This window comes from Streptomyces sp. NBC_00212, assembly GCF_045206365.1.
In the GTDB taxonomy this organism is placed as follows: Bacteria; Actinomycetota; Actinomycetes; order Streptomycetales; family Streptomycetaceae; genus Streptomyces.
Genome location: NZ_CP108115.1, coordinates 5,082,933 through 5,107,935, shown reverse-complemented (window position 1 = coordinate 5,107,935; position 25,003 = coordinate 5,082,933). Strand labels below are relative to the sequence as shown.

Annotated in this window: 21 protein-coding genes and 1 tRNA gene; 5 read left to right on the top strand and 17 right to left on the bottom strand. The window is 71.5% G+C overall.

What is annotated here, in order from left to right; all coding sequences use genetic code 11:
• Positions 1 to 270: 270 nt before the first annotated feature.
• From OHA17_RS23505 to OHA17_RS23495, 3 genes are read right to left on the bottom strand one after another with little or no spacing between them, the layout of a single operon-like run.
• Positions 271 to 1,032, bottom strand: a complete 762-nt coding sequence (locus OHA17_RS23505; RefSeq protein WP_406508244.1) for an energy-coupling factor ABC transporter ATP-binding protein — start codon at positions 1,030 to 1,032, stop codon at positions 271 to 273.
• Between the two features lie 14 nt (positions 1,033 to 1,046).
• Complete coding sequence (cbiQ, locus tag OHA17_RS23500; protein ID WP_053729612.1) at positions 1,047 to 1,808, bottom strand: cobalt ECF transporter T component CbiQ; 762 nt, start codon at positions 1,806 to 1,808, stop codon at positions 1,047 to 1,049.
• Between the two features lies 1 nt (position 1,809).
• Positions 1,810 to 2,856, bottom strand: coding sequence for an energy-coupling factor ABC transporter permease (locus OHA17_RS23495; protein WP_406508243.1), 1,047 nt, complete (start codon positions 2,854 to 2,856; stop codon positions 1,810 to 1,812).
• Positions 2,857 to 3,067: 211 nt separating this feature from the next.
• Between OHA17_RS23495 and OHA17_RS23490 the strand changes: the two genes are divergently transcribed.
• The gene (locus OHA17_RS23490) at positions 3,068 to 3,472 is read left to right on the top strand and encodes an SsgA family sporulation/cell division regulator (protein ID WP_406508242.1); all 405 of its coding nucleotides are present in this window, start codon (positions 3,068 to 3,070) and stop codon (positions 3,470 to 3,472) included.
• Positions 3,473 to 3,643: 171 nt separating this feature from the next.
• Here the strand turns inward: OHA17_RS23490 and OHA17_RS23485 are convergent, their stop codons facing one another.
• Together OHA17_RS23485 and OHA17_RS23480 are read right to left on the bottom strand one after the other, a co-directional pair.
• Positions 3,644 to 5,881 (bottom strand): MMPL family transporter, encoded by a 2,238-nt coding sequence (locus tag OHA17_RS23485; RefSeq protein WP_406508241.1) that lies wholly within the window; start codon positions 5,879 to 5,881, stop codon positions 3,644 to 3,646.
• 112 nt (positions 5,882 to 5,993) lie between these two features.
• On the bottom strand, positions 5,994 to 6,569 hold the full coding sequence (locus tag OHA17_RS23480) for a TetR/AcrR family transcriptional regulator (RefSeq protein ID WP_406508240.1): 576 nt from the start codon (positions 6,567 to 6,569) through the stop codon (positions 5,994 to 5,996).
• A 190-nt stretch (positions 6,570 to 6,759) separates the two neighbouring features.
• Here OHA17_RS23480 and OHA17_RS23475 point away from each other — a divergent pair, with 190 nt between their 5' ends.
• Positions 6,760 to 10,050, top strand: a complete 3,291-nt coding sequence (locus tag OHA17_RS23475) for a S41 family peptidase (protein ID WP_406508239.1) — start codon at positions 6,760 to 6,762, stop codon at positions 10,048 to 10,050.
• Positions 10,051 to 10,335: 285 nt separating this feature from the next.
• Here the strand turns inward: OHA17_RS23475 and OHA17_RS23470 are convergent, their stop codons facing one another.
• Genes OHA17_RS23470 through OHA17_RS23460 form a run of 3 tightly spaced genes read right to left on the bottom strand, consistent with a single transcriptional unit; the run spans position 10,336 to position 13,708 of the window.
• A complete protein-coding gene (locus tag OHA17_RS23470; RefSeq protein ID WP_406508238.1) occupies positions 10,336 to 11,232 on the bottom strand; it encodes an SDR family oxidoreductase in 897 nt (298 codons plus the stop codon).
• Positions 11,229 to 12,164, bottom strand: coding sequence for an alpha/beta fold hydrolase (locus OHA17_RS23465; protein ID WP_406508237.1), 936 nt, complete (start codon positions 12,162 to 12,164; stop codon positions 11,229 to 11,231). The genes OHA17_RS23470 and OHA17_RS23465 overlap by 4 nt, the downstream gene beginning before the upstream one ends.
• Positions 12,161 to 13,708: a flavin-containing monooxygenase gene (locus OHA17_RS23460; protein ID WP_406508236.1), complete on the bottom strand. Its 1,548-nt coding sequence runs from the start codon at positions 13,706 to 13,708 to the stop codon at positions 12,161 to 12,163. Before OHA17_RS23460 ends, OHA17_RS23465 begins: the two co-directional genes overlap by 4 nt.
• 235 nt (positions 13,709 to 13,943) lie before the next feature.
• On the opposite strand from OHA17_RS23460, the gene OHA17_RS23455 reads away from it, so the two are divergent.
• Positions 13,944 to 14,564: a MerR family transcriptional regulator gene (locus tag OHA17_RS23455; RefSeq protein WP_398876192.1), complete on the top strand. Its 621-nt coding sequence runs from the start codon at positions 13,944 to 13,946 to the stop codon at positions 14,562 to 14,564.
• A gap of 51 nt (positions 14,565 to 14,615) precedes the next feature.
• Here the strand turns inward: OHA17_RS23455 and OHA17_RS23450 are convergent, their stop codons facing one another.
• Positions 14,616 to 15,419, bottom strand: a complete 804-nt coding sequence (locus tag OHA17_RS23450) for an exodeoxyribonuclease III (RefSeq protein WP_406508235.1) — start codon at positions 15,417 to 15,419, stop codon at positions 14,616 to 14,618.
• 58 nt (positions 15,420 to 15,477) lie between these two features.
• Between OHA17_RS23450 and OHA17_RS23445 the strand changes: the two genes are divergently transcribed.
• Positions 15,478 to 15,963: a GNAT family N-acetyltransferase gene (locus OHA17_RS23445; RefSeq protein WP_406508234.1), complete on the top strand. Its 486-nt coding sequence runs from the start codon at positions 15,478 to 15,480 to the stop codon at positions 15,961 to 15,963.
• Positions 15,964 to 16,067: 104 nt separating this feature from the next.
• Here the strand turns inward: OHA17_RS23445 and OHA17_RS23440 are convergent.
• The 7 genes from OHA17_RS23440 to galU all read right to left on the bottom strand — a co-directional run bounded on the left by OHA17_RS23440 (position 16,068) and on the right by galU (position 21,471).
• A tRNA-Ala gene (locus OHA17_RS23440) sits at positions 16,068 to 16,141 on the bottom strand.
• A 75-nt stretch (positions 16,142 to 16,216) separates the two neighbouring features.
• Positions 16,217 to 17,314, bottom strand: coding sequence for a gephyrin-like molybdotransferase receptor GlpR (glpR, locus tag OHA17_RS23435; RefSeq protein WP_406508233.1), 1,098 nt, complete (start codon positions 17,312 to 17,314; stop codon positions 16,217 to 16,219).
• A 152-nt stretch (positions 17,315 to 17,466) separates the two neighbouring features.
• Complete coding sequence (locus OHA17_RS23430) at positions 17,467 to 18,111, bottom strand: GNAT family N-acetyltransferase (RefSeq protein WP_053729600.1); 645 nt, start codon at positions 18,109 to 18,111, stop codon at positions 17,467 to 17,469.
• Positions 18,108 to 18,707 (bottom strand): molybdenum cofactor biosynthesis protein B, encoded by a 600-nt coding sequence (locus tag OHA17_RS23425; protein ID WP_406508232.1) that lies wholly within the window; start codon positions 18,705 to 18,707, stop codon positions 18,108 to 18,110. Before OHA17_RS23425 ends, OHA17_RS23430 begins: the two co-directional genes overlap by 4 nt.
• A complete protein-coding gene (gene moaC / locus OHA17_RS23420) occupies positions 18,704 to 19,201 on the bottom strand; it encodes a cyclic pyranopterin monophosphate synthase MoaC (protein WP_053729598.1) in 498 nt (165 codons plus the stop codon). The genes OHA17_RS23425 and moaC overlap by 4 nt, the downstream gene beginning before the upstream one ends.
• A gap of 59 nt (positions 19,202 to 19,260) precedes the next feature.
• Positions 19,261 to 20,562, bottom strand: coding sequence for a gephyrin-like molybdotransferase Glp (glp, locus tag OHA17_RS23415; protein WP_406508231.1), 1,302 nt, complete (start codon positions 20,560 to 20,562; stop codon positions 19,261 to 19,263).
• 6 nt (positions 20,563 to 20,568) lie between these two features.
• Positions 20,569 to 21,471, bottom strand: coding sequence for a UTP--glucose-1-phosphate uridylyltransferase GalU (gene galU / locus OHA17_RS23410; RefSeq protein WP_398876016.1), 903 nt, complete (start codon positions 21,469 to 21,471; stop codon positions 20,569 to 20,571).
• Between the two features lie 93 nt (positions 21,472 to 21,564).
• Here galU and OHA17_RS23405 point away from each other — a divergent pair, with 93 nt between their 5' ends.
• Positions 21,565 to 22,158: a 5-formyltetrahydrofolate cyclo-ligase gene (locus tag OHA17_RS23405; RefSeq protein ID WP_406508230.1), complete on the top strand. Its 594-nt coding sequence runs from the start codon at positions 21,565 to 21,567 to the stop codon at positions 22,156 to 22,158.
• 23 nt (positions 22,159 to 22,181) lie between these two features.
• Here the strand turns inward: OHA17_RS23405 and OHA17_RS23400 are convergent, their stop codons facing one another.
• Positions 22,182 to 24,932: a penicillin acylase family protein gene (locus OHA17_RS23400; RefSeq protein ID WP_406508229.1), complete on the bottom strand. Its 2,751-nt coding sequence runs from the start codon at positions 24,930 to 24,932 to the stop codon at positions 22,182 to 22,184.
• Between the last annotated feature and the right edge of the window lie 71 nt (positions 24,933 to 25,003).

Below are 25,003 nucleotides of genomic sequence, written 5' to 3'. Positions count from 1 at the left end.
CGAGCACCACGTACGGCCCGCGGACGAAGGCGGGTTCAGGTGCGCGGGGAACTGCGCGAGCAACCACCCACGACCCGAGGCCGAAAACGGGGTTAGGCGCGCGAGGAACTGCGCGACCAGCCACACGCCCCCTGCGGCCGAAACGGGGTTAAGGGGCGCGGGGAACTGCGCAAAGGGCACGGCAGGCCCGCGGACGGCGTCCGGCCCGTTAAGGGGCGCGGGGAACTGCGCAAAAGGGTACGGCGGGCCCGCGCCGAGATGACCCGCCCCCTAGCGGAGCGCCGCCGTCGCGGACGGGTCGAAGCCGAACGGGAGCTCAAGGCGATGCGCCCGCATCAGGGCCGCGTCGGACAGGACATCCCCCGTGGGGCCGTCCGCCGCGATGACCCCCTCGCTCAGGATCACCGCCCGCCCGCACAGCTCCAGCGCGTACGGCAGGTCATGGGTCACCATGAGGACCGTTACGTCCAACCCCCGCAAGATGTCGGCCAGTTCGCGCCGCGACGCGGGGTCGAGGTTGGACGACGGCTCGTCCAGGACCAGGATCTCCGGCGACATCGCGAGCACCGTCGCGACGGCGACGCGGCGGCGCTGGCCGAAGGACAGGTGGTGCGGCGGCCGGTCGGCGTACTCGGCCATTCCCACTTGGGTGAGGGCCGCGAGGACCCGCTTCTCCAGTTCCGGCCCGCGCACGCCGGACGCTGCCGGGCCGAAGGCGACGTCTTCGCGGACGGTCGGCATGAAGAGCTGGTCGTCGGGGTCCTGGAAGACGATGCCGACCCGGCGCCGGATCTCGGCGAGGTTCTTCTTGGCGACCGGCAGACCGGCGACGGTCACGGAGCCCGCGCCGCCTTCGAGGATGCCGTTGAGGTGGAGGACGAGGGTCGTCTTGCCCGCGCCGTTGGGGCCGAGCAGCGCGACCCGCTCGCCGCGCGCCACCGTCAGGTCGACGCCGAACAGCGCCTGATGCCCGTCGGGGTAGGCGAAGGCGAGCCCGGACACTTCGAGGGACGGGACGTTCTCAGCGTTCATGACGTTCTCACCTGTCACAGAATCCAGCCCAGCAGACAGACGGCGAGCGCCGTCACGGGGAGGGCCACGGCCCGCGTCCACTGGGCGCGGGTCGCCGTCACCTCGTCGATCACCGGCATGGCGCCGGCGTAGCCGCGGCTGACCATCGCGAGATGGACGCGTTCGCCGCGTTCGTAGGAGCGGATGAAGAGCGCGCCCGCCGACTTGGCGAGGACGCCCCAGGAGCGCACCCCGCGTGCCTCGAAGCCGCGCGAGCGGCGGGCGATCGACATCCGCCGCATCTCGTCGGTGATCACGTCCCCGTACCGGATCATGAAGGACGCGATCTGGACGAGGAGCGGCGGCAGTTTGAGGCGCTGCAGGCCGAGCAGCAGGGCGCGCAGTTCGGTGGTGGAGGCGAGGATCACGGAGGCGGCGACGCCGAGGGTGCCCTTGGCGAGCACGTTCCAGGCGCCCCACAGCCCGTTCTCGCTGAGCGAGAGGCCGAGCACGTGGACCTGCTCGCCGGGCACGACGAACGGCATGAGCACGGCGAACGCCACGAACGGGATCTCGATGAGCAGCCGCTTCAGGAGGTATCCGGCCGGGATGCGGGCCGCACCCGCCACGCAGGCGAGCAGCACGGCGTACAGCGCGAAGGCCCACATCGCCTCGCGCGGTGTGGACACCACGACGACCACGAACAGGAACACCGCGGCGAGCTTGCAGTGCGGGGGCAGGTCGTGGACGGGTGAGTGGCCGTGCCGGTAGAGCCGGTGGGAGTGGCCCGCTCCCACGTCAGACCGCTTCCGGGGTGCGCTCGGGGGCGGGCTCCGTACGGTGGCGGCGTACGGCCCAGAACACGCCGCTGCCCACCACGACGGTGACGCCGACGCCGATCACTCCGGCGAGGCCGCCGGCCAGGCGGGCGTCGCCGATGTCCTTGACGGAGTAGTCGGCGAGCGGCGAGTCGGAGGTGGCGTGCGACTTGGTCTTGGCGTCGATGCCCTTGTCGTGGGCGACCTTCTCCAGGCCGTCGGGGCTGGCCGAGGCGTAGAAGGAGACGAACCCGGCGAGGACGAGCGCGGTGACGATGCCGATGCCCCACACCTTCTTCGTGGAGCGGGTGCGGGCCGCCGCGGGGGCGGCGGCGGGCGCGTCGACGAGTTCGCCGCCGACGCGCAGCTTGAGCGGCGCGGTCAGGCCGCGGGCCCCGTGCACGAGGTCGGGGCGTACGGCGATGACGGCGCCCACCGTGAGCGCGGTGATCACGGCCTCGCCGATGCCGATCAGGACGTGCACGCCGACCATCGCGGTGAGCACCTTGGCGATCGGCACGTCGGTGGTGCCGCCGAGCGCGTAGATCGCGGTGAAGACGAGGGCGGCGGCCGGGACGGAGAGCAGCGCGGCCACGAACGAGGCGACGGTGATCGAGCGGCGGGTGCGGGGCAGCACCTTCACGAGGCCGCGGAAGAGGGCGTAGGCGACGACGGTCGTGGTGATCGCCATGTCGGTGATGTTCACGCCGAGCGCAGTGAGGCCGCCGTCGGCGAACAGGATGCCCTGCATGAGCAGGACCACGGACACGCACAGCACGCCGGTGTAGGGCCCGACGAGGATCGCGGCGAGCGCGCCGCCGAGCAGATGGCCGCTGGTGCCGGCCGCGACGGGGAAGTTCAGCATCTGCACGGCGAAGATGAACGCGGCGACGAGACCGGCCAGCGGCGCCGTCTTTTCGTCGAGTTCGCGGCGCGCCCCGCGCAGGCTGACGGCGACGGCTCCGGCGGCGACCACACCTGTGACCGCCGATACAGGTGCGTTGATGAATCCATCGGGTACGTGCATGGGGGGACTCCGATTTCCCGTGGCGCCCTCTTCCCTGCGCGGCATGCGCAGAACCGTTTGATGATAGTGCCCTGTTGCGAACCCTTCGCAAGAGCGGACAAGTACCAAGTGACAAGCCGACTCGCTGGGGGTTTACCCGAAAAATATGGGACATTTGATACCAACTAGCACGAACCGAATTTCATTCAGCACCCAGCGTGAGGAGCGACCGATGTCCCCCGCAGTCGAGGACCACGCCGAGGAACACGCCGACAGCCGCTCCGTCGAGGATCACGCCCGGGCCCGCATCGTCACGGACGCCCCGCTCACCAACCCCGTCCCGGTGAAGCTGCGCTACGACCCCGCCGACGCCCCCGGCACGGTCTGCTTCGCCTTCCCGGGCGGCAACGAATGGATCTTCCCGCGCGACCTGCTCGAATCGGGGCTGCGCGCGCCCGCCCGCCGGGGCGACGTGGAGGTGTGGCCGTGCGGCCGCGCCCAGACGGTCCTCGAATTCCACTCGCCGGACGGGGTCGCGGTGGTCCAGTTCGACAGCTCGCCGCTGGTCCGCTTCCTGCGCCACACCTACGCCACCGACGCGCGGGCGGCCCCGTCCGCGGCGGGCCGCCACCGCTGAGCTTCCGTACGACATTCCGTACGGCATGCCTTACGGCATGCGGAGGCCCCCCGTGCGCGGTACGCACGAGGGGCCGAGGGGCGCCGGCGGTCCCGTCCCCACAGGCCGCCGACGTCGGCCGGGACCCACGGCCGCTCGGTTCGAAGGGTCCCGGCGTTCAGGAGGCGGGGGTCAGACCCGCGCCAGCTCGCGACGCCCGTCGGGGTCGCCGTCGCTGTCGAGTTCGGCGGCCTCCTGCTTGCGCAGGCCCTCGCCCTCGACGTCGACGTTCGGCAGCACCCGGTCCAGCCAGCGCGGCAGCCACCAGGCCTTCGCGCCGAGCAGCGCGAGCACCGCGGGCACGATCGCCATGCGGACGATGAACGCGTCGAAGAAGACCGCTATCGCGAGGCCGAAGCCGATCATCTTGATCATTTGCTCGCTGGAGCCGATGAAGCCGGAGAACACCGCGATCATGATCACCGCGGCTGCGGTGACCACCCGGGCGCCGTGCTTGAACCCGGTGACGATCGCCTGGCCGGGCCGCTCGCCGTGGACGTACGCCTCGCGCATCCGCGTGACCAGGAAGACCTCGTAGTCCATCGCGAGACCGAAGACCACGCCCACCATGAAGATCGGCATCATGGACATGATCGGGCCGGTCTGCTGCACGCCGAACAGCGAGCCGAGCCAGCCCCACTGGAAGACCGCGACGACCGCGCCGAGGGCGGCGACCACCGAGAGCAGGAAGCCGAGGGCCGCCTTCAGCGGGACCAGGACCGAACGGAAGACCACCATCAGGAGCAGGAAGGCGAGCCCGACGACGAGTGCCAGGTAGGGCAGCAGGGCGTCGTTCATCTTCTGCGAGAAGTCGATGTTCATCGCGGTCGAGCCGGTGACCAGGAGCTTCGCCCCGGTCTCGGCCTTGATCGACTCGTTGGTGTCCCGGATCGAGTGGACCAGGTCCTCGGTCTGGGTGGAGGACGGCTTGGACTTCGGTATGACCGTGATGGTCGCCGTGTTGTTGCCGTTGTCCTTGTTGAACGCGGGCGGGAGCACCGGACCCGCGTCCGGGAGCTTCTTGATCGCGTCGACCGTCTTGTTGGCGGCGGCCTGCGGGTTCGTGCTGTCCTTGCCGTCGACGACGACCATGAGCGGCCCGTTGAAGCCGGGCCCGAAGCCCTCGGAGAGGGTGTCGTAGGCACGGCGCTGCGTGGTGGAGGTCGGCTGCGAGCCGTCGTCCGGCAGGCCCATCTGCAGCGAGCTCGCCGGCAGCGCTATCGCGCCGAGGCCGAGCACGCCGACGAGCAGCACCCACACCGGCTTGCGCAGCACGAAGCTCGCCCAGCGGGTGCCCATGTTGGGCTTGGTCGAGGCGGTCTTCTCGCCCTGCTCGTGCGCCTTGCGGGCCTTGCGGCCGAGCACGCGCTTGCCGGCGAAGCCGAGCAGCGCGGGGATCAGGGTGAGCGCGATGAGGACGGCGATGACGACCGTGCCGGCCGCGGCCGCGCCCATCTTGGTGAGCATCGGGATGTTGACCACGGCGAGGCCGACCAGCGCGATCACCACGGTCAGACCGGCGAACACCACGGCGGAGCCGGCCGTTCCGACGGCCCGTCCGGCGGCTTCCTCGCGTTCCCTGCCCTCGGCCAGCTCGGCCCGGTAGCGGGAGACGATGAACAGCGCGTAGTCGATGCCGACCGCGAGCCCGATCATCATCGCGAGGGTGCCGGTGGTGGTGCCGAGGTCGAGTACGTTGGCGAGCGCGGTGATCGTGGAGATACCGATGCCGACGCCGATGAGCGCGGTGAGCAGCGGGAGCCCGGCCGCCACCAGCGACCCGAAGGTGATCACCAGGACGACGCCCGCGATGATCACGCCGATGATCTCGCCGGCCCCCTGCTCCGGCATGGCCTGCAGCGCGTCACCGCCGATCTCGACGGTGAGCCCGGCCTTCTTCGCCTCGTCGCCGCTCTTCTTGAGCGCGTCACGGGTGTCGTCGGTCAGCTGCATCGCGTTGGCCTTGTACGACACCTGGACGTACGCGATGGGGCCCTGGCCGTTCTTGGAGACGGCGTTGGCCTTGAACGGGTCGGTCACCGCGGCGACCTGGTCCGAGCCGGCCTTCAGGCCCGCGATCGTCTTCTCGACCGCGGCCTTGTTGGCCTGGTCGGCCATCTTCTGGCCTTCGGGCGCCTTGAAGACGATCCGGGCGGTGGCGCCGTCGGCGGTCGCGTTCGGGTTCCGCTCCTTGAGCAGGTCGAACGCGCGCTGCGCCTCGGTGCCCGGGATCGAGAAAGAGGAGGAGGTGGCGGTGGCGGCTGAGGCGGCGCCGAACCCGGCGAGGGCGAGCAGCGCCACCCACACCAGGGCGACATAGCGGCGGCGCCGGAAGGCGAACCTGCCTAGGCGGTAGAGGAACGTGGCCACGAGGGCGTACTCCCGGTCAAGTCGTATGGAACCAGCAGGGCATGGGGAACCAGCCCGACGACGAGAGCGGCGTGCGTCAGGTGGGGCGGGTGGTGCGCGGGGAGGGGGGTGTCTAGCAGGGGTCGCCGAGGGCGGGGAGGACCACGGCGTCGATGTAATGGCCGAGGAAGGCCCGGTCGACCGGGCGGTCCTCGATGAGCTGCCGGGCGACGAACGCGCCGACCAACATGTGTACAACATAGGACAACGCGGGGTTGTCCCCGCGGACCTCACCGCGGTCCACGGCGCGTCGCAGCACCGCGTCGAGACCGGTGATCTCCGGCTCGATGAGCAGTTCCCGCAGCGCCTGATGGAGATCGGGGTTGTCGTGGACGGCCCGCATCAGACCCCGCATCAGCGCGGAGTCCTTCTCCATCTTGCAGTCGTCCTCGCGGGAGACCAGCTCGCGGAAGTCGCCACGCAGCGACCCGGTGTCGATCTCGGCGAGACTGACCGGCTTGTCGTGCCGCAGAGCGCGCGCGACCAGCTTCGGCTTGCTCCCCCACTGGCGGTAGAGGGTGGCCTTGCTGGAGCGGGTGCGGGTGGCGACGGCGTCCATGGTGAGGGCGTCGTAACCGACTTCGCGCAGCAGGTCGAGCACGGCCTCGTAGAGCTCTGCCTCGCGTTCCGGGGTGAGCCTGCCCGCCATGATCGACCTCCTCTCCTTGCACGTATTGCACGTACGAACTTCGCGTACGAACTGTGCGTACCGTACGAAGGTAACCCCGCCCCGAAGCGAAACGGAACCGTTTCGCTTGTGTCGTCGACCACAGGTGTCGGAACGGAATAAAGCGCTCCTACGAGTTGCCGCGGGCACCTCGCGCGGAAAGCATTGGGGGGTGAGTGACGACGCCGCGTACCTCCGGTTCCCGCATCTGCACGACGACTTGCTGTGCTTCGCCGCCGAGGACGACCTGTGGGTCGCCCCCCTCGTGCCGGCCGGGCACAGCCCGTCCCGCGCCTGGCGGGTCACCGTCGACCGCACCAAGGTCGGCCACCCCCGCTTCTCGCCCGACGGCAGCCAGATCGCGTACACGACCTGGCGCAGCCTCGACCCGGAGATCCATCTGGCCCCGGTGACCGGCGGCCCGGCCCGCCGGATCGGGTACTGGGGGTCCTCCGACACCCGGGTGTGCGGCTGGACGCCCGACGGCGACATCCTCGCGGTGTCCTCCCACAGCCAGCCGTTCTCGTACTTCTCCTGGGCCTACAGCGTGCCCACCGACGACTCCCCCGGCGGAAAGCTCCCCTGGGGCCCGGTCTCCGACATCGCCGTCACCGACGTCGACGGCGAACGCCGCACCCTGCTGCTCACCGGAAAGCCGCCGCACGAGCCGGCCGCCTGGAAGCGCTACCGCGGCGGCGCCACCGGCCGCCTGTGGCTGCACGGCAGACGGCTGCTCCCCGACATCGGCGGCCACCTCGACTCGCCGATGTTCGTCGAGGGCCGCATCGCCTTCCTCTCCGACCACGAGGGCGTCGGCAACCTGTACTCCTGCCTCCCCGACGGCAGCGACCTGACCCGGCACACCGACCACGACGCCTTCTACGCCCGGCACGCCTCCAGCGACGGCCGCCGGGTCGTCTACCAGTGCGCGGGCGACCTGTGGGTCGTGGACGACCTCACCCCCGACTCGGTGCCGCGCAAGCTGGACGTACGGCTCGGCGGGCCCCGCGCCGGGCGGCGCAGCTACCAGGTGCCGGCCGCCAACCACGTGGACGCGCTGTCCGTCGACACCACGGGCCGGGCCAGCGCCGTCGTGGTGCGCGGCAGCCTGTACTGGCTCACCCACCGCGACGGCCCGGCCCGCACCATCGCCGACACCCCGGGCGTACGGGTCCGGCTGCCCGTGATGCTGGGCAGCGGCGGCCAGGTCGCCTACATCACCGACGCGGACGGCGAGGACGCCGTCGAGATCGCCTTCCTGCCGCGCGCCAGCGGCGAGCGCGAGCCGCGCCGCCTCGCGGCCGGCGAGCTCGGCCGGGTGCAGGAGATGGTGTCCGACCCCGACGGCGAACGCCTGGCGATCGCCGCGAACGACGGGCGCCTGCTGCTCATCGACGTCACGGAGGAGTCTGGGGGCACCTCCCGGACGGAGTCTGGGGGAGGCGAGGTCACCGAACTCATCCGCTCCGTCAACGGCCCGGTCCGCGACCTCGCCTTCTCGCCCGACGGGGCCTGGGTTACCTGGTCGCACCCGGGGATCGGCCGCTCGCTGCGCCAGATCAAGATGGCCCGCATCTCGGGGCCCGGCGCCCGCACCGTCGTGGACGTCACCAACGGCCGCTTCGAGGACGAGAACCCGGTGTTCACCAGCGACGGCCGCTATCTGGCGTTCCTGTCCTGGCGCGGCTTCGACCCGGTGTACGACGTCCACACCGGCGACCTGTCCTTCCCGCTCGGCTGCCGCCCCTACCTGGTGCCGCTGTCCTCGGCGACGCCCTCGCCGTTCGCGCTCTCGCCGGACGGGCGGCCCGCGGCGGGGGGCCTGGACCCGCTCGACGACTCGGGCGACGGCACGGTGACGGTGGAGGTGGAGGGCCTGGAGAGCCGGGTCACCCCGTTCCCGGTCTCAGCATCGAAGTACTCCGCGCTCCACCCGGTATCGGGCGGCGGCCTGGTCTGGCTGCGCTGGCCCATCTCGGGCGCGCTCGGCGAGACCTTCGCCAACCCGGCCGACACCTCGGGCCGCCCCACCCTGGAACACTTCAACATCTCCAAGGCCCGCAAGACCGAACTGGTCGACCACCTCGACTACTTCGCGGTCAGCGGCGACGCCAGCCGACTCGTCGTGGTGGACGAGGGCGAGCTGCGAGCGGTCCCGGCCACCGAGCCCGGCGACAACGACTCCACGGTCTACCTGGACCTGCGCCGCATCCTGCACGACGTCGACCCGGCCCTGGAATGGCGCCAGGCCTACGACGAGGCGGGCCGCATCATCCGCTCCTACTTCTGGGAGCCGAAGATGTGCGGCATCGACTGGTCGACGATCCTGGACCAGTACCGCCCGCTGGTGGAACGCGTGGCCTCCCCGGACGAGTTCGCGGACCTGCTGCGCGAAGTGCTCGGCGAACTGGGCACCTCACACGCGTACGTCACCGCCGCCCGCCGCAACGAAGGCCCCCCGCACTACCAGCGCGCGCAAGGCCTCCTCGGCGCCAACTTGGTTTGCAGGGACGGGAGTTGGCAGATCCGGCGCATCCTGCCGGGCGACTCCTCCGACTCCAAGGCGCGTTCCCCCCTGGCGGGCGCGGGCATCCGTGAGGGCGCGGTCCTGACCCACGTGGACGGCCGCCCGGTCGACCCGGTCGCGGGCCCCTACCCCCTGCTGGCGGGCGCGGGCGGCACGACGGTGGAGCTGACCTTCCAACCTGCCGAGGGCGAGGGAAGATCACGCAGAGTGGCCGTGGTCCCCCTGGTCGACGAACGCCCCCTGCGCTACCAGGACTGGGTGGCCAAGCGCCGCGAGGTGGTACGGGAGCTGAGCGGCGGCAAGTGCGGCTACCTGCACATCCCCGACATGGGCGGCTCGGGCTGGGCCCAGTTCAACCGGGACCTGCGCCTGGAGGTGAGCCGCCCGGCCCTGATCGTGGACGTACGGGGAAACGCGGGAGGCCACATCAGCGAACTGGTGGTGGAAAAACTGACCCGCAGAATCCTGGGCTGGGACCTGACGAGGAACGCCCAGGCGGTGTCGTACGCGTCGAACGCGCCGCGGGGCCCGGTGGTCGCGCTGGCCGACGAGGCCACGTCCTCGGACGGCGACATGATCACGGCGGCGTTCCGCCTCCTCAAGCTCGGCCCGGTGGTGGGCCAGCGCACCTGGGGCGGGGTGGTCGGCATGACGGGCCGTCACACCCTGGGCGACGGAACGGTCATCACGGTGCCGATGAACGCGGCGTGGTTCGACGAGTACGGGTGGTCCGTGGAGAACCACGGGGTGGAACCGGACCTGGAGATCCTGCGCACCCCCCTGGACTGGGCGGAGGGCCGCCACGCCCAACTGGACGACGCGGTCCGCCTGGCCCTGGACCTCCTGACCCTCCACCCGGCGTCGGCACCACCGGGCTATGCGACGACACCGAACCTCCAGCGCCCCAAGCTGCCACCGCGGAGGGTGGGGGGCTGAGGGTGCCTTGGGGGTGCCCCCCAACCCCGCAGCGTTCCCGGCCTGCGGACCGGGGGCGCGGGGTTGCGCAGTTCCCCGCGCCCCTAAACCCGCCTTCGCCCGCGGACCGTACGTGGTGCTCGCGCAGTTCCCCGCGCCCCTAACCGCATCGATCCTGGCCAGCACCGGCATCTTCAGCCCGTCCGGCGTTTGAGGACGAGCGCCCTCAAGGCGCGAACGGGGTCTGGGGCAGAGCCCCAGGAACGACCACCGGGCCGCAGCCAGAACGATTCGCCCCCGGAGGGTCTAGGGAAGGGGCGGGGTGGGGAAAGTCCCCCGGGCCTCCTCGTCCGCCGCCCCGCCCGCACCGACCAGCCCCCGCCCAACCCCCTTGAGCCGCGGCTCGAAGCGCCGCATCTCCCGAGCCCCCACCGCCCCGATCACCCCCGGCAAATACCCCCGCACGGACTGCATCCCCCGCAACCACCACTGCGCGTACACGTGCGAGGACCGCCGCTCGATCCCCGCGACGATGCGATCGACGGCGGGCCCCAGCGGATACGTCCGGTTGGACGGCCACGGCAGCCGGGACCGCAGCTCCCGCATCACCTCGTCCTGGTCGGCGCCCCGCACCATGTCCGTATCCGTCCACGACAGATACCCGACCCCGACCCGCACCCCCTTGTAGCCCACCTCCGCCCGCAGGCTGTGCGCGAACGCCTCGACCCCGGACTTGGAGGCGCAGTACGCCGTCATCATCGGCGCCGGGGTGATCGCCGCGAGGGAGGCGATCTGCAGGAAGTACCCGCGCGACTCCATCAGTACGGGCAGGAAGGCGCGAGCCGTCACGGCCCCGCCGATGAGATTGACCTCGATGACGCGGCGCCACGCGCCCGGGTCGGAGTCGACGAACGGCCCCCCGGAGGCGACCCCCGCGTTGGCGACGACGATGTCGACCTTCCCGAACCGCTCCTTGACCTCGCCCGCGACCCGCGCCATCGCCGCGTGGTCGGTGACGTCCGCGTACCAGGACTCGGCCTCGGTGTGCAGCCGCGCCGCGACCCGCTTCAGCTCGTCGGGTTCGAGCCCGACGAGCGCGACCTTGGCGCCGCGCGCCGACAGCTTGCGCGCGAGGAGCTCACCGACGCCGCGCGCGGCTCCGGTGACGACCGCGACCTGCCCTTCCAGACTGACCCTGCTCATACGGCACGCTCCTCGGCGTCGGCGGCGGGGGCCACGAGATGCGCGGCCACCAGTGCGCGGATCTTCTCGGTGATGAATTCGGGCGCCTCGATGGGCGTCATGTGCCCGACGCCGGTGAGGACGTCGAGCGAGCGGCAGTCGGGCAGCCCGGCCGCGATCCGCTCCGCGTGCACGGGCGGCGTGAGCCGGTCCACGCGGCCGACCACGACAGCGGTGGGCGCCCTCAACTCCCGTACGAGCAGACAGAGTTCGAGCTCGGCCAGCACATGGGACCAGTCCTGGCGCACATCGCGCGGGCAGGCGTGCACGATGCGGGCGCACGCCTCGATCTTGTCGGGCGCGGCCCCGGGCCCCATCGTCGCGTACCGCAGGACCTTCTTGGCGAGCGGCGTGACCGGACCGAGCGGCGCCCCCGAGCCGAGGACGCGCCGGGTGAGCCCGGTACGTATCCTCCCCGCCCGCATCGGCACCACCCGCGACTCGGCCACAAGCCGCGAGGCGCCCGTGCTGCACAGCAGGACCGCCGCCGCGTGCTCGCGAAGGCCGGCTCGTCCGGCGGCCGCCATGAGGGTCATGCCGCCCATGGAGTGCCCGGCGAGCACGGCTCGTTCACCCGGCGCGAGCGTCGCGGCGAGCACCGCTTCGAGATCGTCGGCGAGCGCCTCGGTGGTGCAGGAGGAGCCGGCGGGCGTACGCCCGTGCCCGCGCTGGTCGTACGCGATGACCCGGCACTCGCCGGACAGCGCCCGGATCTGCGCCGCCCAGAACGCGGTCGAGCAGGTCCAGCCGTGCGCGAGGACGACGGCGGGCGCGTCCGCGGGCCCGTGCACCTCTACGTGCAGCGGGGTGCCGTCGGCGGAGCGGGCGGTGAGCTCGTGCTCGGCGACGGGCGGCGCGTACACCCCGGCCCGCACGGCCCCGACCCGGCTCACGCGGACACCGCCGGAACGTCCGCGGACTCCCGCACCGGGGCGCGTACGACCTCGTACTCCCCCAGGTCCACCTCGCGGGTCGCGCGGCGGAACTCGCCGGTGGTGCCCGGCCAGACGGTGGTGTTGCGGCCGGTCGCGTCGAGGTACCAGCTGGTGCAGCCGCCGGTGTTCCACACGGTCCGCTTCATGCGTTCCTGCACCCGCCGGTTCCAGGCGCCGACGGCGGACGGCCGGGCGGCGAGCGCGGCCCGCCCGCCGAGCACGTTCAGCTGCCGCAGGTAGTCGGCCATGTAGTTGAGCTGGGACTCGATCATCAAAATCATGGAGGAGTTCCCGAGGCCGGTGTTGGGCCCGATGATGGTCATCCAGTTGGGGAACCCGGCGGCGGTCGCGCCGCGCAGCGACTGCATGCCGTCCTTCCACGACTCGGCGAGCGTGTGCCCCTCGGCGCCGACGACACGGTCGGCGATCGGCATGTCGGTGACGTGGAACCCGGTGCCGAAGATGATCGCGTCGACCTCGGCCCCGGTGCCGTCGGCGGCGACGACGGTGGACCCGCGCACCTCGGCGAGCCCGGAGGCGACGAGGTCGACATTGGGCTCGGCGAGCGCCGGATAGTACGAGCTGGAGAGCAGGATCCGCTTGCAGCCGATGCGATAGTCCGGGGTCAGCTTGGCCCGGGTGGCAGGGTCCTTGATGGCGCGGGCCATGTTGGACTTGGCGAGCGACTCGATGAGGCCGAGTTCGTTGGGCCTCTTGGTGAACGCGCTGACCTGCAACTCCCGTATGCCCCACAGGAGTCCGCGCCGGGCGGCCCCGGTGAACGGCAGCTGACGGTGCAGCCAGCGCTCGACTCCCGTGATTTCGCGGTCCATTCGCGGCATCACCCAGGGCGGTGTGCGCTGGAAGAGCGTGAGCCGGGCGACGTCGGGCTGAATGGACGGCACGATCTGGATCGCCGAGGCCCCCGTGCCGACCATGGCGACCCGCTTGCCGCGCAGGTCGTAGTCGTGGTCCCAGCGGGCGGAGTGGAACACCTTGCCGGGGAAGGAGGCGAGCCCCGGAATCTCCGGCGTCTTGGGATCGGAGAGCGGCCCGGTGGCGGAGACGACGACGTCAGCGGTCAGCGTGACCCCATTGGCCACCTCGATCTCCCACCACAACTCCTGCGCGTCCCACCGCATCATGGTGACTTCATGATCGAGACGGATGTGGGGCCGCAGCCGGAAGACGTCGGCGACGTGCTCCAGATAGGCGCGGATGTGCTCCTGCCCGGAGAAGGTGCGGGGCCAGTCGGGGTTGGGCGCGAAGGAGAAGGAGTAGAGGTGCGAGGGCACGTCGCAGGCGCACCCCGGGTAGCTGTTGTCGCGCCAGGTGCCGCCGACGGAGCCGGCCCGCTCCAGGACGACGAAGTCGGTGATCCCCTCGCGCCGCAGCCGAACCGCCGCCCCGAGCCCGCCGAACCCCGACCCGATCACCGCCACACGCACATGCTCGTGCTCGTGCTCGTGCTCGTGCTCGTGCTCGTGCTCGTGCTGGCCCATGCCACCGCCTCCAATTCCGCCAGTAATCACTGGCACTGTTGGGAGGGTAGAGCAGTCGCATACCGAGCGGTAGGGGTACGGGCGGGGAAAGTTACCGCCGGTACAACTCGTCGGTGTGGGGCGCCGGCCCACCGCATAGGCTGACGTGGTGGCAGAAGACCAGGCAAGTGAGGGCGTCGGCGGCGGCAGGGCGTCGGGGCGGGGCGAGCCGGCCGACGGCGTCCGCGAGTACCGCATGGCGGAGCTGGCCCAGAAGGCCGGCATCACCGAACGCACCCTGCGCTTCTACCGCGAGCGCGGCCTGATCCCGCCGCCGCGCCGGGAGGGCCGCATCGCCTGGTACGACGACCACCACCTGGCCCGCCTGCGCACGATCTCCGCACTCCTGGAGCGCGGCCACACCCTGTCCGGCATCGCGGACCTGACCTCGGCCTTCGAGTCGGGCCGGGACGCGGGCGAGGCGCTGGGCCTGGTGGAGCCGACCGAGGAGACCCCGGTGCGCCTGACCCCGGAGGCGCTGGCCGACCACTTCGCGGGCGAGGTCACCCCCGAGAACCTGGCGGCCGCGCTGGACCTGGGCTACCTGGCCGTCTCGGGCGAGGAGATCGTCCACATCAGCCGCCGCCTCCTGGACGTCTCGGCCTCCCTGGTCCGCGAGGGCGTCCCGCTGGCGGCGGTCCTGGCGGCCGGCCGCGAAGTCCGCGACCACGCCGACGCCCTGGCCGCCCTGTTCGCCGACCTCCTGCACACCCACGCGGCCCCGGAAGACACCAAACGCCTGCGCCCCCTGGCCAAGGCGGTGGTGGACGCGGAGCTGTCCCTGGCCCTGGACCGGCGGCTTTCGCAGGAGCCCTGAGGGGGCCGAGATCCCACCCCTTGGGCGCCGGGCCGGTCCCCTTCCGGGGTCCTACAGGTCGTAGACCACCGTCACAGGCGCATGATCGCTCCACCGCTCCCCGTGCGTCGCGGCCCGCTCGACGAAGCCCTTCACGGCGCGCTCGGCGAGGCCGGGGGTCGTGACCTGGTAGTCGATGCGCCAGCCCGCGTCGTTGTCGAAGGCGCGGCCGCGGTACGACCACCACGAGTACGGGCCCTCGACGTCCGGGTGCAGGGCGCGCACCACGTCGACGTAGCCGCCGTCCGCGGTGTCGAAGACCCGCGTCAGCCACTCCCGCTCCTCGGGCAGGAAGCCGGAGTTCTTCTTGTTGCCCTTCCAGTTCTTGAGGTCGGCCTCCTGGTGGGCGATGTTCCAGTCGCCGCAGACCACGACCTCGCGTCCGTCGGCGGCGGCCCGCGCCCTCAGGTCCTTGAGGTACTCCAGGAACTCCGCCATGAAGCGGATCTTCTCGTCCTGCCGCTCGGTGCCGACCTCGCCGGAGGGCAGGTACAGCGAGGCGACGGTCACGCCGGGCAGGTCCGCCTCGATGTAGCGCCCGCTGCCGTCGAACTCCGCGCTCCCGAACCCGGTCCGCACCCGGTCCGGCTCGCGCCGGGTGAGCAGGGACACACCGGCCCGGCCCTTGGCGGCGGCCGGCGCGTGCGCGGCGAACCAGCCCTCGGGCGCGCCGGCCTCGGCGGGCAGCTGGTGGGGCTCGGCCCGCACTTCCTGCAGGCAGATCACGTCGGCCCCGGTCCCCCCGAGCCACTCCACGAAGCCCTTCTTGGCGGCGGCCCGCAGCCCGTTTACATTCACAGAGGTAACAGTGAGCATCCCGGCACCCTACCCACCCGACACCGCCCACCCATCGCATAGAAGTACGCTAGAACGCATGAATATCCACCAGCTCGGCTACGACCACCCCGACGCCGCGAAGCTCAACGACCAGGTCCAGCTCGAATACGCCGAGCGGTACGGGGACGAGGGCGACGTCACACTCCTGGACGCCGCGATGTTCCTGCCCCCGCGCGGCCTGTACCTGATCGCGTACGACACCGAGGGGCGCCCGGTGGCCACCGGCGGCTGGCGCAGCCAGGAGGCCAACGAGGAGAACTACCGCGACGGGGACGCCGAGCTGAAGCGCATGTACGTCGTCCCCGAGGCCCGGGGCCTGGGCCTGGCCCGCCGCATACTGGCCGCCCTGGAGGCCGACGCCCGCGCGGCCGGCCGCACCCGCATGGTCCTGGAGACCGGCATCAAGCAACCCGAGGCGATCACCCTGTACGCCTCGACGGGCTACGAACCCTGCGAAAAGTTCGGCCACTACCGCACGTACGACACGAGCCGCTGCTTCGCGAAGCCGCTCACGGGTTCCTGACCCCGGCCCGGGGGGCTCCGTTCAACCGCCCCCGCCCAACCTGCCCCCGGAAACGACGAGATCCCGCCCGATCGTGATGATCGGACGGGATCTCGTTGCTGTTGTGGACCTGAGGGGATTCGAACCCCTGACCCCCTCGATGCGAACGAGGTGCGCTACCGGACTGCGCCACAGGCCCTTGCAACGAGTGAAACCTTAGCACCCGGATGGGAGTGCTTGGAAATCCGTTCCCCGCTGGTCAGCGAGAGCGGGGTCATTCGTTGGCGGCGCGGGGGCGGTCGTCGTCCGCGTACTGGTCGAAGAGCGGGGTGCGGTGGCGACTTGGGCCCGTGCGCTGCCTCGGGGGCGGGTCGGCGGCGGGCGGCGCCGGGGTGGGATCGGCGGTCGAGGAGCGGGCCGAGGACCACGTGTCGGGGGCGCCCAGGTCGATGCTGCCGGTGGCGCGCGGGGCGACCGGCGCGGTGACGTAGGTGGGCAGCGGGACCGGGACCGGGTCCCAGCTGGCGCCGCGTTCGGGGCCGCGCTCGCGCTGCTGGTCGACCCACTCCTGATGGTCGGTCTGCTCGACCAGGGCGCGCCGGCCGGCCTCCTGCGGGGAGAGGGCCGGGGCGGGCGCGGGCTCGGGCACGGGGGCCGGGTGGTGGGACTCCGCGTCGTCGTCGGCCTCGATGCCCGGCGCCGTGGCCCTGGCGCGCGGCCGGCTCTCGCGCAGCCGCTGGGCGGCGGCCTCGGCGCGGCGGCGGTCCATGGTGAAGGCGAAGCGCCGCCGCTCCTGGATCCGCAGGTGCACGATGTACGCGCTCAGCAGGGCGGCCGGGGCGGCCGGCGCCCACAGGAAGCCGAGTCCGCCGACCGCCGCGACGACCGCGCCCAGCGTGAAGGCGAGGAAGAGGAGGACGGTGGTGCGCCGACGCCGGGCGAGCACCGCGCTGCGCTGGGCGCGCCGGGCCCGCTCCGCCGAGGTGAAGTTCGCGGGGCGCTCACGCCGCGGCTCCGGGGGTTCCGGCCGCTCGCGCCGCTCCGGCCGCTCGGGTCGGGCCGCGCGGACCGGGGGCACGCCGAATTCCCGGGCGCCGGTGGACTCCCCCGGGGTGGCGAGGGGTTCCGTCAGGGCGTCCGGAGGGGTCGCGGGGGGCGCCTCGGACGCTGCCTCGTCGGTTGCCCGCTGGCTCAGCTCCTTGGCGTACCGGCGCTCCATGGCCGACCGTCCGGACAGCAGCCGGATGGCGGTGCTGAAGCGTTCCGTCGGACGGGCCTCGTTGAGCTCGTCCTGCCTGCGGAGCCACATCGGCACCAAGTAGGCGGCCCAGGCCCCGACGATGACTGCGTAAATGAGGCCGCTGCTGCTCACACACCACACCGTAGAGGGACGGGCGCGCGGGGATACGCCAATTGAGCCGGTGTGTCGCACGATCTGGCTGATATCACCGGCTTTTTTTGTGATTTCTCGGATCGTTCGACGGGAGAGAGGGATCAGATCCCGATCGAATTCGAACGTTTATTTCATTTCCCGGTGTTTCCCGTGTTCCCGTGCTGCGACTCGCGGGCCCGCCGCCACCGGGCGAGGAGCCCGTCGGGGACTTCCTCCGCGGTGAGCGCGTACACCAGGTGATCGCGCCACGCGCCGTCGATGTGCAGATAGCGCGGGCGCAGCCCTTCCTCGCGGAAACCGAGCTTTTCCACCACCCGACGGCTCGGCGCGTTCTCGGGGCGAATGCAGACCTCCATGCGGTGCAGCCCGACCGTGCGGAAGCAGTGGTCGGTGACGAGCGCGACGGCCGTCGGCATCACGCCCCGGCCCGCCACGTCACGGTCCACCCAGTACCCGACGTGGCCCGAGCACATCGAGCCCCAGGTGATCCCGGCGACCGTCAACTGGCCCACCAGGCGGCCCTGGTACTCGATGACGAACGGCAGCATGCGGCCCGCGTTGGCCTCGGCGCGCAGGTGGCGGACCATCTGGCGGTAGGTGGGGCGCTGGGCGAAGGGCACGCCGGCCGCGGGCGGCGGGATCGTCGCCTCCCAGGGCCGCAGCCAGTCGCGGTTGCGCCGGTTGACCTCGCGCCAGGCCCGTTGGTCGCGCAGCTTTATGGGGCGGAGGACCACATCGCCCTCCGCGAGCTCGACCGGCCAGGAAGGAACGTTCAGCTCGGGCTCCCCGCGGGTCTCGGGTGGTCGCCGCCGCGGATCTGGTCCACGGCGTGCCGCAGGATCCGCTCCAGGACGGCGAGTCCGTCGCGTACGCCGCCGGTGGAGCCCGGCAGGTTGACGATCAGGGTGCGCCCGCCGGCCACTCCGGCCAGGCCCCGCGAAAGGGCGGCGGTGGGGACCTTGGCCAGGCCCTCGGCGCGGATGGCCTCGGGGATGCCGGGCACGTCGTAGCCGATGACCCGGCGGGTGGCGTCGGGGGTGCGGTCGGTGGGCGAGACGCCGGTGCCGCCGGTCGTGACGATCACGTCGTACCCGGCGGCCGCTCCCGCGCGCAGCGCCTGCTCGACCGGGTCGCCGTCGGGCACCACGAGCGGGCCGTCCACGGTGAAGCCGATCGCGGCGAGGCCCTCGGCGAGCAGCGGGCCGCCGGTGTCCGCGTACACCCCGGCGGCCGCCCGGTTGGAGGCGGTGACGACGAGGGCCGCGTACGGAGCCCGAAGCGCCTCGCCGAGCCCTTCGCCGCCCGGGGGGAAGGGCACCGCGGCCTGCGGGCCGGGCCTCGGCGGGGTCGTAGCGGGCTGAGGGGGCGTCATGCTCCGGCCGCCTCGGGCCGGTTCCAGTCGCCGGACTTGCCGCCGGTCTTCTCCTCGACCCGGATGTCGGTGATCACGGCGGCCTTGTCGACCGCCTTGACCATGTCGACGACGGTGAGCGCGGCCACCGACACCGCGGTCAGCGCCTCCATCTCGACGCCGGTGCGGTCGGTGGTCTTCACCGTCGCGAGGATCTCCACCGCGTCGTCGGCCACCGACAGGTCGAGCTTCACGCCCGAGACCGCGAGGGGGTGGCACAGCGGGATGAGGTCGGGGGTGCGCTTGGCGCCCATGATCCCGGCGATGCGGGCGGTGGCCAGGGCGTCGCCCTTGGGGACGCCCTCGCCGCGCAGGAGCTCCACGACACGCGGCGAGACGAGCACGCGGCCGCTCGCGCGGGCGGTGCGTGCGGTGACGTCCTTCTCGGAGACGTCGACCATGCGGGCCGCCCCCGCCTCGTCGATGTGCGTGAGCCTGCCTTGCGTCGTACTCATTCGGTGGCGCTCCCGGTACGGCTTCTGTGGGCAGACACCGTACCCCCACCGACTGACACTCAGCCGAGCAGGACCACGTCCACCTCGCTGTCGGGCTCCGCCGACGTGGTGTCCTCGGGCAGCACGATCAGGCAGTCGGCCTGCGCGAGCGCCGCGATCAGATGCGATCCGGAGCCGCCGACCGGGCGCACGGTGCCCGCCTCGGCGTCGTAGGTGCCGCGCAGGAACTGGCGCCGGTCCGCGGGCGAGGACAGCGCCTTGTCGGCCTTCAGGACGGCGCGCGCGGTCGGCCGGTGGACGTCGTGGAGGCCCATCAGGGTGCGGATCGCGGGGCGTACGAACAGTTCGAAGGAGACGTACGAGGACACCGGGTTGCCGGGCAGGGCGAGCAGCGGGGTGTGGTCGGGGCCGATGGAGCCGAAGCCCTGGGGCTTGCCGGGCTGCATCTTCAGCTTGCGGAAGTCGATGCCGCTGCCCGGCTCGTCCTCGTCTCCCACGGAGGACAGCGCCTCCTTGACGACGTCGTACGCGCCGACGCTGACCCCGCCGGTGGTGACCAAGAGGTCGGCGCGGATCAGTTGGTCCTCGATGGTGTCGCGCAGGACGGCCGCGTCGTCGGTGACCGCGCCGACCCGGTAGGAGATGGCGCCCGCGTCCCGGGCGGCGGCCGCCAGCGCGAAGCTGTTGGAGTCGTAGATCTGGCCCGCGCCCAACTCCTCGCCGGGCTGCACCAGTTCACTGCCGGTGGAGAGCACGACCACGCGCGGGCGCGGCCGTACGGTGACCGTGCCGCGGCCGATGGCTGCGAGCAGGCCGATCTGGGGCGGGCCGAGCACGGTGCCCGCCGTCAGGGCGAGGTCGCCCACCTGGACGTCGCTGCCGCGCTCGCGGACGTGGGCGCGGGCCTCGGCCGGGCGGTTCACCCGCACTTCACCTCTGGCCCCTTCGGGGGCGTCTCCCGCGGGGCGCATGGTGGTGGCGGCTCCCCGGCCGGTCCCGCCGTCGGTCCACTCGACGGGGACGACGGCCTCGGCGCCGGGCGGCAGCGGGGCGCCGGTCATGATCCGGGCGGCCTGGCCGGGGCCCACGGTGGGCAGTTCACCACTGCCCGCCGCGACGTCGCCGATGACGGTGAGCACCGCGGGGAACTCCTCGCTGGCGCCCGCGACATCGGCGACCCGCACCGCGTACCCGTCCATCGAGCTGTTGTCGAAGGGCGGCAGGGCGACGGACACCGTGACGTCCTCGACCAGGACGCAGCCCTGGGCGTCGGGCAGTTGCAGCTCGATCGGTTCGAGCGGCCTGACCGCGGCGAGGATGTCGTCCAGGTGCTCGTCCACCGACCAGATCGTGTTGCTCACGGGTGCCTACATCTCCTCGGTGACGTACCGGCGAAGCCAGGCCTTGAAGTCCGGACCCAGGTCTTCACGTTCGCACGCCAGTCTGACAATGGCTCGCAGATAGTCTCCGCGATCGCCGGTGTCATAGCGACGGCCCTTGAAGACGACGCCGTGCACGGGGCCGCCGATCGACTCGTCGGCGGCCAGCTGCTGGAGGGCGTCGGTGAGCTGGATCTCGCCGCCGCGGCCCGGCTCGGTGGTGCGCAGCACGTCGAAGACGGCCGGGTCCAGGACGTAGCGGCCGATGACGGCGAGATTGGAGGGCGCCTCGGCCGCCTCCGGCTTCTCGACGAGCCCGGTGACGCGCACGACGTCACTCTCCGCGGTGGTTTCGACGGCCGCACAGCCGTAGAGGTGGATCTGTTCGGGATCGACCTCCATGAGCGCGATCACGCTGCCGCCCTCGTGCTCCTGGATCTCCACCATCCGCGAAAGGAGCTGGTCGCGGGCGTCGATCAGGTCGTCGCCGAGGAGCACCGCGAAGGGCTGGCTGCCCACGTGCGGGGCCGCGCACAGCACCGCGTGGCCGAGACCGCGCGGGTCCCCCTGGCGTACGTAGTGCATGGTCGCCAGGTCGCTGGACTCCTGCACCTTGGCGAGCCGGTCCGCGTCGCCCTTGCGGGTCAGCGCGGACTCCAGCTCGTAGTTCCGGTCGAAGTGGTCCTCCAGAGGACGCTTGTTGCGGCCGGTCACCATCAGGATGTCCGACAGGCCCGCCGCCACCGCCTCCTCCACCACGTACTGAATGGCCGGCTTGTCCACCACCGGCAGCATTTCCTTCGGGGTGGCCTTGGTGGCCGGAAGGAACCGGGTACCGAGCCCGGCCGCGGGGATGACAGCCTTGGTGATCCGTGGGGGCGACTGAGTCATGCCGGGCACCCTATCCGCTGCGTATGTGCGGAAGATGATCCGTCGGTGAATTCGCTCTCTTACCCACGCATTTGAGGGGATTGCAGAAACACGGTGAGTGATGACACGTCCGAAAAGGCCCTCTTGCGGCGCAGCCTCCTCGCCGCCAGGAAGCAGCTGGGCGACGACGAGCTGCTCGCCTCCTCCTTGGCGCTCGCCGACCGGGCCCTGGCCCTGCCCGAACTCGCGGCGGCCACCACGGTGGCCGCGTACGTCTCGGTGGGCCGCGAGCCGGGCACCCGCGCCCTCGTCCACGCGCTGCACGCTCGGGGGGTTCGGGTGCTGCTTCCGGTGCTCCTCGCGGACAACGACCTGGACTGGGCCGCCTACGCCGGGCCCGAGCGCCTCGTGGCGGCCGGGCGCGGGCTGCTCGAACCGGACGGCGAACGGCTGGGCCCGGACGCCGTGACGGCCGCGGACACCGTGCTGCTGCCCGGCCTCGCCGTGGACGCGCGCGGGATGCGGCTCGGCCGGGGCGGCGGCTCCTACGACCGGGTCCTGGCCCGTATCGAGGCGTCCGGCCGAGCGCCCGCGCTGGTGGTGCTCCTCTACGCGGACGAGGTGGTCGCGCGGGTCCCGGAGGAACCGCACGACCACCCCGTGCAGGCTGTCGTCACCCCCGACGGGGTGACCCGCTTCACCGCCTGAAGGCCCGTGTCACAAGGCCCGTACTACGGCGTGAGCTTCAGCGTGTCCACGGTTGACCCGTCGACCGCCTTGCCGCTGAACGACCAGTCCAGGAGCTCGCCCTTGGCCCACTTCCCGGTCTGGTCCGAGTAGTGCGCGCTGTAGGCGTGGCCCGAGGCGCCGGTGAGGTTGATCCACTTGGACTTGTCGAAGTCCTTGAGGTTGACGACCATCCGCATCGAGGGGACCCAGGTGACGCCGTAGTCGCCGCTCGCCGCGTTCCAGCCGGTGGCGTTGACCGCGGCCTCGCCGCCGCCCAGGTTCCACGGGCCGCGGTTGAGGATGTACTGCAGGAAGCCCGGGCCCTCCTTGCCGAGGGTCTGGTTCTTCAGGATCATCTGGTGCAGTCGGCCCCAGCTCCAGGTCGTGGTGTCCTTGCCGAGCTTGGCGGTCAGCTCCCAGCGGGCGTCCTTCATGGCCCGGGCGAGCAGCTGGTCGCGGGTCGTGGTGGCCTTGTCGAGACGGGTCGCGGGCGACTGCCACCAGGTGTTGTTCTGGTCGTTGAAGATCTTGCGGACGACCTCGAACCAGCGGTCGCCGCCGTCGGGCTGCGTCGAGTCGCCGTCGCGCTCGCCGCACTCCTGGACCTTCTGGTTGGGGTCGTCGACCGGCCCGGTGCCGGCCGGCGGAGTCACGTACAGGCACTCGCCCTTGGGGCGCAGCTCCTTGGGCAGCTTGTTGCCGAACGCCAGCTTCAGGACGTTGCGCCACACCGAGTTGAAGTAGGCGGCGGCCGCCGAGTCGTTCTCCTGGGTGTAGTCCCAGCCCTCAAGGAGCTTCTGCGCCTCGCGGACCGAGGGGTCCGACACGTTGATCTTCAGCAGGGCGGGCGTCAGCAGCGCGGCGATCTCGCTGCTGTTGTCCATCTGCATCTTCTGCATGTCCTCGGTGGAGATCTTCCCGCCGCCCTTGATCTTCGACTCGATGAGGTCGTTGATCCGCTGGCTGCGGGTGCCGTATCCCCAGTCCTTGGTGATCAGGTACGGGTACTTCTTGTCGTCGATCACGGCCTGGTTGGCGGTGACGATGAAGCCGCGCTTGGGGTCGTACTCGTAGGGCAGCGCGTCGAAGGGGATGTACTTCTTCCACGTGTACTTGGAGTCCCAGCCGGGCGCCGGCATGGTGCCGTCGACACCGTCCGCGCGCACCGGGATCCTGCCCGGCGCCTGGTAGCCGATGTGGCCCTTGGTGTCGGCGTAGATCAGGTTCTGGGAGGGGACGTCGAAGTCCTTGGCGGCGGCCCGGAAGGACTTGAAGTCGGTGGCCCGGTTCAGCGCGAACACCGCGTCCATGGACTTACCGGGCTCCAGGGCCGTCCACTTCAGGGAGACCGCGTAGCCGGTGCCCCGGTCGGGGGCCGCGGAGTTGACGGGCGCCTTCTGGCCGACCTTCTCCAGCTCGTCGTCGCGGTCGGAGACCAGGGGGCCGTTGTTGGTCTCGCGGATCGTGATGGTCTTGCTGGCTCCGCCGGCCACCTTGATGACCTCCTCGCGCGTGGCGAGGGGCTTCTCCTGGTTGTCGTAGAGGTAGCTGGAGCCGTTGATCTTCTCCAGGTACAGGTCGGTCACGTCGGCGCCGAGGTTGGTGAAGCCCCAGGAGACGTCCTGGTTGTGGCCGATGACGACGCCGGGCATGCCGGAGAAGGTGTAGCCGGCGACGTCGTAGGAGCACTTGCTGGAGACGGTCCGGCAGTGCAGGCCCATCTGGTACCAGAGCGAGGGCATCATCGGCGCGAGGTGCGGGTCGTTGGCGAGCAGCGGCATGCCGGTCGTCGTGTACTGGCCCGACACCACCCAGGAGTTGGAGCCGATGCCGCTGCCGTTGGGGCCGAGCAGCGCCGGGATCTTGTCCAGCGTGTCGGAGAGCGCCGAGAGCTGGCTCTGCATGCCCTGGAGGGCGCCCTGGGCGGTCCCCGAGGTCCCGTCCGAGCTCGTCGCGGGGCGCTGGGGGTCGAACTTCCCGGTGGCCTTGTTGTACGAGCCCTCGTCGACGATGGGGCGGTGGGTGGCGGAGGGGTACGCCGGGTACAGGTCGTTGATCTGCTTCGGGCTGAGCCTGCTGGTCATCAGCGAACGGTCGATCTCGTCCTGCATGTTGCCGCGCAGGTCCCAGGCCATCGCCTTGAGCCAGGCCACCGAGTCGACCGGAGACCAGGCCTCGGGCTTGTAGTCGTTGGTGAAGCCGAGGGCCGCGTACTCGACGGAGATGTCCTTGCCGTCCTTGCCCTTCAGGTACGCGTTCACCCCCGCCGCGTACGCCTGGAGGTACTGCTTGGTGGCGGGCGACAGCTTGGTGTCGTACTCCTGCTGCGCGACCTTGTGCCAGCCCAGGGTGCGCAGGAAGGCGTCGGTGTCGACCTGGCCGCTGCCGAACATCTCCGAGAGCCGGCCCGACGTCATGTGGCGCCGGACGTCCATCTCGTAGAACCGGTCCTGCGCCTGGACGTAGCCCTGCGCCATGAACAGGTCGGCGTCGCTGTCGGCGTAGATCTGCGGGACGCCGTAGTCGTCGCGCTTGACCTCGACCTGGCCGGTCAGACCCGGGAGCTTGATGGTGCCGGTGGTCTGCGGGAACGAGGCGCGGACGGTACTCACCGACCAGTACGCGCCGTAGGCGACGCCCGCGACCAGCGCCAGCACCAGGACGAGGACGAACAGCCTCAGGCGGCGTCCCCTCTTCCTGCTCGTCTTGCCGGCCGTCGTACCGGCGGAAGGGGCGGTTGTGGTGGCGGGCATCGCTGTCCTTCGAGGGGCAGGGTGGTCCAGGAGTGCTGGGAGCAACCATAGGCGCAGCCGCTGACAGCGCC

Excerpts from the sequence above, each read along its gene's own strand:
- OHA17_RS23505 (WP_406508244.1), bottom strand. The coding sequence starts at position 1,032 with ATGAACGCTGAGAACGTCCCGTCCCTCGAAGTGTCCGGGCTCGCCTTC.
- OHA17_RS23495 (WP_406508243.1), bottom strand. The coding sequence starts at position 2,856 with ATGCACGTACCCGATGGATTCATCAACGCACCTGTATCGGCGGTCACA.
- OHA17_RS23490 (WP_406508242.1), top strand. The coding sequence starts at position 3,068 with ATGTCCCCCGCAGTCGAGGACCACGCCGAGGAACACGCCGACAGCCGC.
- OHA17_RS23480 (WP_406508240.1), bottom strand. The coding sequence starts at position 6,569 with ATGGCGGGCAGGCTCACCCCGGAACGCGAGGCAGAGCTCTACGAGGCC.
- OHA17_RS23470 (WP_406508238.1), bottom strand. The coding sequence starts at position 11,232 with ATGAGCAGGGTCAGTCTGGAAGGGCAGGTCGCGGTCGTCACCGGAGCC.
- OHA17_RS23460 (WP_406508236.1), bottom strand. The coding sequence starts at position 13,708 with ATGGGCCAGCACGAGCACGAGCACGAGCACGAGCACGAGCACGAGCAC.
- OHA17_RS23455 (WP_398876192.1), top strand. The coding sequence starts at position 13,944 with ATGGCGGAGCTGGCCCAGAAGGCCGGCATCACCGAACGCACCCTGCGC.
- OHA17_RS23450 (WP_406508235.1), bottom strand. The coding sequence starts at position 15,419 with ATGCTCACTGTTACCTCTGTGAATGTAAACGGGCTGCGGGCCGCCGCC.
- OHA17_RS23445 (WP_406508234.1), top strand. The coding sequence starts at position 15,478 with ATGAATATCCACCAGCTCGGCTACGACCACCCCGACGCCGCGAAGCTC.
- OHA17_RS23425 (WP_406508232.1), bottom strand. The coding sequence starts at position 18,707 with ATGACGCCCCCTCAGCCCGCTACGACCCCGCCGAGGCCCGGCCCGCAG.
- moaC (WP_053729598.1), bottom strand. The coding sequence starts at position 19,201 with ATGAGTACGACGCAAGGCAGGCTCACGCACATCGACGAGGCGGGGGCG.
- galU (WP_398876016.1), bottom strand. The coding sequence starts at position 21,471 with ATGACTCAGTCGCCCCCACGGATCACCAAGGCTGTCATCCCCGCGGCC.
- OHA17_RS23400 (WP_406508229.1), bottom strand. The coding sequence starts at position 24,932 with ATGCCCGCCACCACAACCGCCCCTTCCGCCGGTACGACGGCCGGCAAG.